The 10816-nt window shown below is 40.4% G+C and carries 10 protein-coding genes and 1 pseudogene; 2 read left to right on the plus strand and 9 right to left on the minus strand.

From position 1 onward, the window contains the following. The 9 genes and pseudogenes from ON073_RS19170 to ON073_RS19210 form a co-directional block, all read right to left on the minus strand. Positions 1-228: pseudogene (locus tag ON073_RS19170) on the minus strand (50S ribosomal protein L2); the annotation flags it as partial. A 17-nt stretch (positions 229-245) separates the two neighbouring features. Next, on the minus strand, positions 246-548 hold the full coding sequence (gene rplW / locus ON073_RS19175) for a 50S ribosomal protein L23 (RefSeq protein WP_010561271.1): 303 nt from the start codon (positions 546-548) through the stop codon (positions 246-248). Next, a complete protein-coding gene (gene rplD, locus ON073_RS19180) occupies positions 545-1150 on the minus strand; it encodes a 50S ribosomal protein L4 (RefSeq protein WP_010561272.1) in 606 nt (201 codons plus the stop codon). The genes rplW and rplD overlap by 4 nt, the downstream gene beginning before the upstream one ends. Before the next feature lie 17 nt (positions 1151-1167). Then, positions 1168-1803 (minus strand): 50S ribosomal protein L3, encoded by a 636-nt coding sequence (gene rplC / locus ON073_RS19185; protein ID WP_010561273.1) that lies wholly within the window; start codon positions 1801-1803, stop codon positions 1168-1170. 27 nt (positions 1804-1830) lie between these two features. Further along, positions 1831-2142 (minus strand): 30S ribosomal protein S10, encoded by a 312-nt coding sequence (gene rpsJ / locus ON073_RS19190; protein ID WP_010561274.1) that lies wholly within the window; start codon positions 2140-2142, stop codon positions 1831-1833. A gap of 556 nt (positions 2143-2698) precedes the next feature. After that, positions 2699-2995 carry a hypothetical protein gene (locus tag ON073_RS19195; RefSeq protein ID WP_274763490.1) on the minus strand — a complete coding sequence of 99 codons (297 nt, stop codon included), beginning with the start codon at positions 2993-2995 and terminating at the stop codon, positions 2699-2701. A 63-nt stretch (positions 2996-3058) separates the two neighbouring features. Continuing rightward, complete coding sequence (locus ON073_RS19200; RefSeq protein ID WP_274763491.1) at positions 3059-5737, minus strand: TonB-dependent receptor plug domain-containing protein; 2679 nt, start codon at positions 5735-5737, stop codon at positions 3059-3061. Positions 5738-5957: 220 nt separating this feature from the next. Then, positions 5958-6233 (minus strand): hypothetical protein, encoded by a 276-nt coding sequence (locus ON073_RS19205; protein WP_274763492.1) that lies wholly within the window; start codon positions 6231-6233, stop codon positions 5958-5960. 55 nt (positions 6234-6288) lie between these two features. Continuing rightward, positions 6289-9186, minus strand: coding sequence for a TonB-dependent receptor plug domain-containing protein (locus tag ON073_RS19210; protein WP_274763493.1), 2898 nt, complete (start codon positions 9184-9186; stop codon positions 6289-6291). A gap of 298 nt (positions 9187-9484) precedes the next feature. Between ON073_RS19210 and ON073_RS19215 the strand changes: the two genes are divergently transcribed. Together ON073_RS19215 and ON073_RS19220 are read left to right on the plus strand one after the other, a co-directional pair. Continuing rightward, positions 9485-10237, plus strand: coding sequence for a LytR/AlgR family response regulator transcription factor (locus ON073_RS19215; protein WP_274763494.1), 753 nt, complete (start codon positions 9485-9487; stop codon positions 10235-10237). Between the two features lie 107 nt (positions 10238-10344). Then, positions 10345-10740, plus strand: coding sequence for a hypothetical protein (locus ON073_RS19220; protein WP_274763495.1), 396 nt, complete (start codon positions 10345-10347; stop codon positions 10738-10740). Positions 10741-10816 lie beyond the last annotated feature (76 nt).

Here is a 10816-nt window from a genome sequence, read left to right on the forward strand (position 1 = left end):
AGCCGGAATACCGTCTTTAGTGCGTTTGAAATCGATTACACGGTAATGATGCTTATGACCACCACCAATGTGACGAACCGTGATACGACCGTTGTTGTTACGACCACCTGATTTAGAGTTTTTCTCTAGTAGCGGAGCGTATGGCTTACCCTTGTGTAGATCAGGGTTAACCACTTTAACGACGTGACGACGACCCGCAGAAGTTGGTTTACACTTTTGAAGTGCCATAATTCTAACTCCTTAAATTACTCGGCGCCGCCGACAAAGTCTAATTCGCTGCCTTCTTTAAGAGTAACGTACGCTTTTTTCCAATCAGAACGCTGACCGAAACGCATACCAGTACGCTTTTTCTTACCCTTAACAACAAGCGAACGAACACCCGTTACTTCAACTTCGAAAAGTTTCTCTACAGCTGCTTTAATTTCAGCTTTAGTTGCATCTTTAGCTACTTTGAACACGATAGTGTTGTTAGCTTCAGCATTGATAGTACTTTTCTCAGAGATGTGCGGAGCACGTAGAACTTTTAATAAACGTTCTTCAGAGATCATGCTAATGCCTCCTCAAGTTGCTTAACAGCTGCAGCTGTAATAAGAACCTTATCGAAAGCAATTAAGCTTACTGGGTCAATGCCCGCTACGTCACGTACGTCTACTTTGTATAGGTTACGTGCAGATAAGAATAGGTTCTCATCAACTTCTTCAGTTACGATTAGAACATCTTTAAGCTCTAGCTCTTTAAGCTTGCTTACTAGTTCTTTAGTCTTTGGTGCTTCTAGACCAAAGTTTTCAACAACTACTAAACGCTCTTGACGAACTAGTTCAGATAGGATGCTTTGAATCGCACCGCGATACATCTTACGGTTAACTTTTTGGCTGTGATCTTGCGGCTTAGCTGCAAAGCTCACACCACCGCTGCGCCAGATTGGGCTGCGGATTGTACCAGCACGTGCACGGCCAGTACCTTTTTGACGAAATGGTTTCTTACCGCCACCACTTACTTCAGAACGTGTCTTCTGAGCTTTAGTACCTTGACGAGCACCTGCCGCGTAAGCAACAACTACTTGGTGTACTAATGCTTCGTTAAACTCACGACCAAAAGTAGCTTCGGAAACCTCAAGAGCGCCTGATGCGTCTTTTAACGTTAATTCCATCACTAAATCTCCAGGACTTAAGCTTTAACAGCTGGTTTAACGATTACGTCGCCGTTTACTGCGCCAGGTACTGCACCTTTAACAAGTAATAGACCACGTTCTGCGTCAACACGAACAACTTCTAGGTTTTGAGTCGTTACACGCTCAGCACCCATGTGACCGGCCATTTTCTTACCTTTAAATACTTTACCAGGTGATTGGTTTTGACCAATTGAACCCGGAGCACGGTGAGATAATGAGTTACCGTGAGTAGCGTCTTGCATGCTGAAGTTCCAGCGCTTAACACCACCTTGGAAGCCTTTACCTTTAGAAGTACCAGTTACGTCAACTTTTTTAACGTCGTTGAATACTTCAACAGTAATTTCGTTACCAACTTCGAAGTCACCTTCGTCGCCAGATAGACGGAATTCCCACAGACCACGACCAGCCTCAACACCAGCTTTAGCGAAGTGACCCGCTTCTGGTTTGTTTACACGGCTAGCTTTCTTCTCGCCTGCAGTCACTTGAAGCGCGTTATAACCGTCAGTAGCTTCAGATTTAACCTGAGTTACACGGTTTGGCGTCGCTTCGATAACGGTTACTGGGATTGAAACGCCATCTTCAGTGAAGATACGAGTCATGCCCACTTTACGACCGATTAGACCTAATGCCATTTTCCTAAAACCTCTCTAATCTTCCGATTAACCCAGGCTGATTTGAACATCAACACCAGCAGCAAGGTCTAAACGCATAAGCGCGTCTACAGTCTTGTCAGTTGGTTCTACGATGTCGATCAGACGTTTGTGGGTGCGGATTTCGTACTGATCACGCGCGTCTTTGTTAACGTGCGGAGAAACAAGTACAGTGAAACGCTCTTTGCGTGTAGGAAGTGGGATTGGACCACGAACCTGAGCACCAGTGCGCTTAGCAGTTTCCACGATTTCCAAAGTTGATTGGTCAATCAAACGATGGTCAAAAGCTTTTAGGCGAATACGAATGCGTTGATTAGACATTCAATTAAACCTCAATAAAAAGAGCATTTTAAAAAGAGCATAAAAAAAACCGTCAACTCATCCAAAAAATTGGAAAGCGACAATCTTCTTATATCTTACCTTTGAACTCCAAATCGGAGTTCCTGTTCATGGGCTTGAAATCCAAGCCTCTATCTTTAACTTTCAAAGCTTGTAAGCGAACTCACAATTTTGAAAGTTTGCGTATTATAGTGATATTGATGATAAATGCAACAGTTTTTTTAAGGCAGGGTTTAGGGTTTAGGGTTTAGGGTTTAGGGTTTAGGGTTTAGGGTTTAGGGTTTAGCAGATGTTCTGAAGTCTAAAATCTTAATACTCAAGAGTATTAATGAAGAGAATAAAATGGGGGGTGGATAAGTCCCCCATTTGGTCCAAAGAAAATCGCAATGTTAAATACCATTGGCGATAAATATAGATTACTGACTGCTTCACAAGTTCTCTAGTTTAAAGTGATAATAAGAACAATTTCGGTGACAAGCGGCGAAACTATTTCAATTACCAACTTAACTGTAACAATTAGATTAAATTTAAAAAGTACTTAGCCACCATACTGTACTTCGACGGCAGTAGCTGTCTCATTCATAAACTCTTCCGCAGCCCGGCGTTCTCTGTCTTTTGCTTCTTTACTTACATCTCGGCAATTAGTGCGTCTAATATTTGAGCCAAGCCTTGCTTGTTGTGTGCATTTTAACTTTACTTTCTTTCGCTCTGCGACTTTTGCGACTTCTTCGGGTGTTGCCTCAGTAAGTTTATTATCTGCTACTTCCTGAGTAGTAGAGTTACAAGCTGTTAATACTGCACAAGCGGCAACTAAAATTGCATTAAAGGTTTTCATTTTTTCAATCTCCAAAATAAAAATACCGGCGAATTCGCCGGTATTTTGTGATTCTAATCTGAATTAGAATTGAGCCTCTAGACCCATAAACCATTCACGACCATTCGGGAAGTGGTATGAACGTGGGTAATGTGGCCAACCTGTATCAGTATAATCTGCGTTTGGACCTTCATCCGTTAAGTTGTTAACACCTACTTTAATTACAGAATTGTAATAAGGTAGGTTATAACTAGCTGTCCAGTTGATAGTTGTTAAGCTATCAATTGTTAGTGGGTATTCAAAACTCGCGTCATCACGGAAGAACTCGACATTAGTCCCGTTCATTTCACCAACATAACGAACTGAAAGCGTTGTTGAAAAGTCATCGATGTTATAACCAACTGACGCAGTAGAACGCCACTCAGGAATACTAGCGTCTTCAATATTGTCGATAACCGGATCTTCTGACGTTGTTTGCTCGTCATACTTACTTAGATAAGATACATCACCTTTAAATCTAAGCTCACCAGCGTTACCCATATCAAAATTGTACGTAAATGATGTATCAACACCTGCCGTAGTTTGATTTGCAAGGTTTTGCGCTGTTTGGTTGATAAAGGTAATAACACCCGTGTTATCACGAGTAATTAGGTTTCCATAAAGGTCTGGGCTATTTGCGATATCTTGTGAAGTAAGAGTATCTACGATATCGTCAATTGTTACTTCCCAAACATCCATTGTTACACTCCAGTTATCACCAGAGTAAACAAAACCAACGTTCCAGTTTTCACCTGTTTCAGGATCAAGATTTGCGTTCGGTCCAGATAGTGACGTGATATATAGTTCACCATTACATGCTGGAATTGGGCTATTTGGATCAATTGTTCCACCTGACGCAGTACAACCTTGTGGATCTGTAATTTGGCTAAAGCCTGTTGAGGTGTCACCATATACACGCTGCATATCTGGAGCACGGAATGTAGACGCCCAAAGAGCACGAATTAGTAACTCTTCCATTGGACGGTATTCAGCACTAATTTGCGGTGAGAAATGACTACCAAAATCACTAAAGTCATCATGGCGGCCTGCTAGCGTTACACTAAAGCTCTCAAAAACAGGAACAAGTACTTCACCATAAACAGCCCAGTAATCACGTGCACCTTCACCTGACGCACCACCTGTTGAAAGAACACCACGGCGCTGACGCTCTTCATCTGAAAAATCAAAGAACCATTCACGAGTTGATTCTACACCTGCTGCCCAGCTAATATCACCAGCAGGTAGCTCAAATGCTGTACCGTTTAGGTTAAACTGGAACTGAGAGATATTTGACTGCGCTTCAGACCAACCTGTGTATTTTGATTCAGCTACTTGTGAGCTTGATAGCGGTTGTAATAATGAATGACCATTATCTGCTGTTAATACGTTATAGAAGTCACCAACTGATGCGTAACCACGGTTAAACGTCATTAGCTCCGAACGACCAAACGCATAAGAGAAGTCATAACCGATGTCATCGGTAACATCACCACGTAAGCCAAATACTGAGTAGAATACTTTAGTAGAAGCGTCTGTAATACGATTACCATACTCTTTTAAACGACGACGGTATTCATAGTTTCCATCACCTAGATCAGCGAAATCACCATTAAACGCAGTTTGTTTATCAAACGTTGTTGATAAATCATTAAATGCAGTTAACGAAGGATCTACAGTTACAATTAGATTGTTACCATCAACTTGGAACTTATAGTCGTTAATAGCCATTGGCTCAATATTTGTTACAGAACCAGAGCTAGTAAAATCAGTACGACCATAAAATTCATGGTTGTCATTCAGTTCATAGTGATAATTTACCATGGTTGATAAACGATCTTGCTCAGGTAATAAATCACGCCAAGCTGAACGGTCAAAACCACAGATTGGAGCATTATCCCAGTACTTATAGCCTTGAGCTGTACACTCTTCTTCAGGAAGTGAATAACCACCAGGGCCAGCAATACGAGCGCCATAACTTGAATATGAATTATAAGGGTGATCGCCAAATGCTAAGTCAGTATGAATGCCAAAGTTTTCACGATCTGTTGCTTTTAACTGCTCTTTTTGGTCATATTCAATCATAAAGGTAATGTTTCCTTTATCTGATGATGAACCAACTGTTAGAGCAACATTATCTTGACCGCGACCGCCTTCAAATGTATCGCCTGTACGTAATTTCAAGCCTACGCCATCGTAGTCTTTCTTCAAGATAATATTAATTACACCACCCATTGCATCTGAACCATAGATAGCTGATGCACCAGTTGTTAGAACGTCGATACGTTCAACAGCTGCTAGAGGCAAGTTAGCGGTGTCGATAAAGTTGTCAGTACCACCTGCAGCTTTTGGATATTTCATTAAGCGCTTACCATCGATAAGCGTTAAGCTTCGACCCATACCCGCACCGCGTAAGTTTACGCCAGATGCTGCTGGTGTAAAGCCATGTACTGACTGACCAGTCATCGAGCCACCAGTATTCTGCGCTAAGCTATCAAGCACATCTTGTACAGATGAAAAACCTCGACTTTCCATTTCTACTGAAGTCAATGTTACTACTGGTGAAGCCGCTTCCATATCTGTACGCTTGATACGAGAACCGGTTACTTGAATGCGCTCTACTTCACTTGCTGAAGCTTCCTCAGCAGCAGCTAAATTAAAGTTTGCACCTGTTAACAGCGCTGATGTGATTGCTATTTTTAGCGCTGATTTTTTAAATGTATTCATTAAGATAATCTCCCTGGATTTTTATACGTAGACAAAGTCAAACGTAAAGCACAACGTAATTACATTGAGAGATTAATTCCAACTGAATTATTCAAAAGGACGGAAGACAGTGTTTAACGGCAAGAAAGCAAGCTATCTGAAATGAAAAGATACATGTGTTAAAAAAGTGTTATTTAAAGCTTTATGAGGACGGGAATTAAATTCCGCCCCCCATAAAACTCTATTTAGAGCGAGTTATTTCGGGCTTGTTTAATCTTTTCAAAGTATTTTGTGCAACTTGTTCGTCATGCTCAATCTGCTTTAATGTTCGACACACTTTCGTTTTACGATTACTACCCGTACGTGACATCATCTCACACCTAACACCTTGTTCTTGTGCATCGGCTTTGGTTTGTTGCTCTTGCGCTGCCTGTTGGCGTTTAAACATATCTTGTGATGACTCACAACCACCAAGGAAAATTAATGGTAACGCAAATAGTATTACACTCTTTTTCATTTTATTTATCCTTAAACAAAGAGGGTGTAAAACACCCCCTTATTATCCACGATAGTTAAAAGTTAACTACTGCGCGTAAGTACATGTAGCGACCAATTATGTCATATGTTGCTACATCCGTATTTGCACCAAACGCTGAGTAAACAAATGGTGGTTCTTTGTCGAACAGATTGTCTACACCAGCAGTTACAGTAAGGTGGTCTGTTACAAGGTAGCTACCTTGTAAATCCACAACAACATTCGATTCAACGCTACGCTCAAATGGATCTGTCCACCACCCATTCTCAGTTTCGGTTACACCATCGATATAACGAGTTGTCAAGGTCGCATCCCAATCGTTCATAGACCAACCTACTGTGAAGTTAGTTTTCAACTCAGCAAAGTGACCATCGTGATTCACTTCAAATCTACCAACATGATCGATTGTTTCTGATGCTAAGTGCTTATCGTATTGAAGCAAGTAAGTACCATCTAATGAAAAACGCCACTCACCAAAGTCAGAATCCATACTGTAACGAATATCGAAGTCAACACCTGACGTATCAATACCACCTACGTTAACGGCATAATCATCAACAGTAATAATACCACCGTAAGCAGCACTATCCGCTCCGAAGCGAGTTATGCGGTCACAATATTCACCTCGTTCAAAACATCCTGTTAATGTACTTTGAGTACCCACTGTAGATAACGCATTATCAAGTTGAATTTCCCAGTAATCGACACTGAAAGATAGATTTTCAACAAAGTCTGGTGTGTACACCATACCGACAGTTAAAACATCAGCTTCTTCAGGCTCTAACTCAATCGAACCGCCCCAGTTTTCTGCACCACCGGTGTTTGATGGAATTTGCTCAACACCATCTGAGTCGTAACCACCTGCAGGTACGCCTGTTGAAATACAGTTTGCAAAGTTAGCTGAGTTTTTCACTGCTTCATATGCTGCATCTGTTGCATAAGTATTTGCATCACAAGGATCGGCAGCTTCAGGGAAGCCAATAGCTGCACCACCCACTAAATCATCAATCGTTGGCGCTCTAAATGCTGTCGATACCGTTGAACGAAGTAGTAGAGCATCAGTTGGCATCCATTTAACACCAATTTTGCCTGAAGTATTATCACCAAATGAGCTGTAATCTGAATAACGGAACGCAGCACTAAGCTCTAACATATTTGCAAAAGGTGCATCTTCTAAGATAGGAACAATTACTTCACCAAATACTTCTTGTACATCATAGCCACCCTGCGTACTTACTGCATTACCAGCCGTAGTCGTACCTTGAAGAATTAATGAATCTGGTTTGTAGTAACCTGACTCTTTACGATATTCATAACCTGCAGCAAAACCAACCGGACCTGCTGGTAAATCGAATAAGTCACCTGAAACAATCGCTGAAAATGTTTCCTGACGGTTTTGGCCCAGCTCAGTAGTGTTATAATCTCCTGAAATATATTGCAACATTTCAGGGGTAATTGCTGTATCTGTACCTGGTTGACCAAAAATATTAAGTGGAACACACCCATCAATTACAGAACCTTCAGCATTTAAACACACTAACTGCGAACCATTTGCAGCATCAACAATAGCATTACCATCAGCATCAGTGATTAAAGAGCCATTTGCATCCAACCAACCTGTTGGACCTGCAGCATCACCTACTCGAGCTAAATTAAAGTAGCCTTCAGCACGCTCTGTTGCATCACTTTGTCCGTAGTTATATGAAATTTCCCAATCCCAACCATTCTCAAAGACACCATTGAAACCAACCACAGTTCGGAATGTTTTGTAATCACGCTCGTTTTTACGACCACCTGTTTCCAACATACGACGACGCCAGTCATCAATTTGGAATGAATTACCATCTGGGTCTTTCGGACCATATTTAACGTTATAATAGTTATCTGGAGAGTATGGCGCAGCTGTACCAAAGAAAATGAGTGGTGCAAGAGGTTCTGGTGCAATTAAGCGTTTACCAACTGTTTGTACATAGCTCATTTCTGCAAATGAGTTAACTTCACCAAGCACACCGAATTCACCTAACAGGTAGTTTGCAAATACATTTACATATTTGCGCTTACTAGGTGTTTGCAAGTAGTTAACTGGGTTGTAGTTATATGAATCAGTTGAACCGTCATAAGCACGCCAACCACCAAAGTCAGGGCCTTGTGTTACATTGGCGCCATCATAACCATCCATATTACCCCATGGCGGCGCAGAAGAGCCCCCCTGTTCTGTGCTACCGTCAGCGTAAGCTCTTAGCTCATATTCAGAGAAGCTACGATCACCTTGAAAAGCATCACCCTGGTCATTATAGCCAAGTGCAACTACAACATTGCCACGATCACTAGCTGCACCAAAAGTTAAATCGATCCCTTTCGCTTCAGCATCGCCTTCGCCGCTTTGACCTGCGTTCAGTTTTAATTCAAAACCTTCATAGTCACTTCGAGTAATAATGTTTACTACACCTGCGATTGCATCTGAACCATATGTTGCTGATGCGCCATCTTTTAGTACTTCAACACGTTTAACAACAGATGTTGGGATAGTATTTAAATCTACCGATGCATTGGCACCATTACCTCCGGCAACAACACGTCGACCATTGATTAGCACGAGTGTACGTTCATCACCTATGCCGCGTAATGAGAAGCGGGTACTTGAATCACCACCATTATTTGTTTGCGTATTAACAGCTGCACCAGCAGATGAAGTTAAATTTTGAAGAAGATCACCAACATTATTAACGCTCATTTTACTAATAGCTGCTGCATCAATAGTAGTTACTGGGTTAGCACCCTCCATATCGGTACGTTTGATACGCGAGCCGGTTACTTCAATACGTTCAACTTGATTTTGAGCTGCTTCTTCCGCAGCGATTGCAGAAAAGTTAAAGCTTGAAAATAAGGCTGTAGATACCGCTATTTTCAAAGCCGATTTCTTAAATTGATTCATTAAGTTTCTCCCTGGGATATTTTGTATTGTTATTTTTTATACAATCAGGAATAAACGTAATAATTTCTACATTTAGTTACCATCACTGATCCGCAAGCGGCAGCAAAATTAATTCAAGCGGCATCCATTAAAGTTTCATCAACATAAAGGAAAAGAAGTTTACAAAAAATAAACCAATCAATTTATATAAAGGCAATAGTCACAAACATTTTGTTACTCCTTGTTACCCAATAACACTTACTTAAACAGCAACTAAGTGACAAAATATCATTCTTATTATATAGAGGGAGCTTGGAAAGTGAAAAAGTTCAGTCTCGTAATTGCTGATGAAAAAGAAAGCAATAAATCATTATTAAAAACATTATTAAAAGATCACCCTAACTTTGAAGCGATCGCGCTAGCCTTTGATTGGCAAGAGGCAATCAGAATAACCCAAACGATGCAAGCTGATGTACTTTTCATCAATAGTAACCTTATCCCAAATAGCGAAACCATCGAAACACTCGCTAAAGAGTGCCCTGACTATACTCAAATCGTTTATTTAGGCGAATCAGAAGCTGATGCCATCTATGCATTCGAGCATGACTTTGTCGATTACATATTATTTCCATGTGATGGCACGCGTTTTGAAAAATGTATTAATAAATTGTCAGCACGTTTAAACAAACAACCAGAAGTACCATTAAACAATATCCAAGCATTAATTTCACAGCTAAACCAACCAGAACAAACTCTCATCGTAAAAGACTCTGGCAGAATAAAACTCATAGATTGTAATGAGATTATATGGATCGGTGGGGCTGGAAATTATGTAGAATTATATTTAGAAAATGAAGAACGCCCTGTATTACACAGAGAAACATTAGCAACAATGGAAAGTAATTTAGCTAATATTGGTTTTATTAGAATTCATAGAAGTATCTTAGTTAGAAAAAAGTTTATTTCAGAGTTAAAACCAACCGATAGTGGTGATTATCAAGTAACTCTACGTAATGGCCATCAACTAAGCTTATCTCGTCGCTATAAATCAGCTATGACAGGTATAATTTAATACACTTACAACGTATTAGATATACCATATAGTCAGTCATTCATTAATATTTACTTACAGTTTGTGCTACCATTGCTGCACATAGTCAATAATGCGACCTCTTATCTATGCAGTTTGTCAGATACACACCTTTTTTTGTAACCTGCTTCCTACTAGTTGGCTGTCAGTTTGGTATATCAAATAATAGAGCATCCAATATCACCACTGTCAGTGACGCTGAAAACAAACTTAATTTGCTAATTAACGACAAATCTTGTGATGCAACATTTCAATGTAGAGTAATCGCTTATGGTGAACGAGCATGTGGCGGAGCTAGTAAGTTTGATATCTACTCAATAAAAAATACTAAACAAGAAGAGGTTGAGTATATTGCAAATGAAATTACACAATTCGAAAAAGCATACAATGAAAGCTCTCAAAACCTTTCGACATGTGAGCACAACCCGTCACCTCAAACGCTATGTATTAATAAAGTATGTGAGTTAGTAGAAAGAGCACATTAGCTTTAAACACAGCATTATTATCCATCCAAAGATCATCTTCTCTCCATAAGAACAAGCAGAAATAGCTTAGATTCAG

The sequence above is a fragment of the Pseudoalteromonas sp. G4 genome (assembly GCF_028875915.1).
Lineage (GTDB): Bacteria > Pseudomonadota > Gammaproteobacteria > Enterobacterales > Alteromonadaceae > Pseudoalteromonas.

What these genes read in the sequence shown, in the direction of transcription:
- ON073_RS19200 (WP_274763491.1), bottom strand. Translation starts at nt 5,737, where the DNA reads ATGAATACATTTAAAAAATCAGCGCTAAAAATAGCAATCACATCAGCG.
- rplC (WP_010561273.1), bottom strand. Translation starts at nt 1,803, where the DNA reads ATGGCATTAGGTCTAATCGGTCGTAAAGTGGGCATGACTCGTATCTTC.
- ON073_RS19210 (WP_274763493.1), bottom strand. Translation starts at nt 9,186, where the DNA reads ATGAATCAATTTAAGAAATCGGCTTTGAAAATAGCGGTATCTACAGCC.
- ON073_RS19220 (WP_274763495.1), top strand. Translation starts at nt 10,345, where the DNA reads ATGCAGTTTGTCAGATACACACCTTTTTTTGTAACCTGCTTCCTACTA.
- rpsJ (WP_010561274.1), bottom strand. Translation starts at nt 2,142, where the DNA reads ATGTCTAATCAACGCATTCGTATTCGCCTAAAAGCTTTTGACCATCGT.
- rplD (WP_010561272.1), bottom strand. Translation starts at nt 1,150, where the DNA reads ATGGAATTAACGTTAAAAGACGCATCAGGCGCTCTTGAGGTTTCCGAA.
- rplW (WP_010561271.1), bottom strand. Translation starts at nt 548, where the DNA reads ATGATCTCTGAAGAACGTTTATTAAAAGTTCTACGTGCTCCGCACATC.
- ON073_RS19195 (WP_274763490.1), bottom strand. Translation starts at nt 2,995, where the DNA reads ATGAAAACCTTTAATGCAATTTTAGTTGCCGCTTGTGCAGTATTAACA.
- ON073_RS19205 (WP_274763492.1), bottom strand. Translation starts at nt 6,233, where the DNA reads ATGAAAAAGAGTGTAATACTATTTGCGTTACCATTAATTTTCCTTGGT.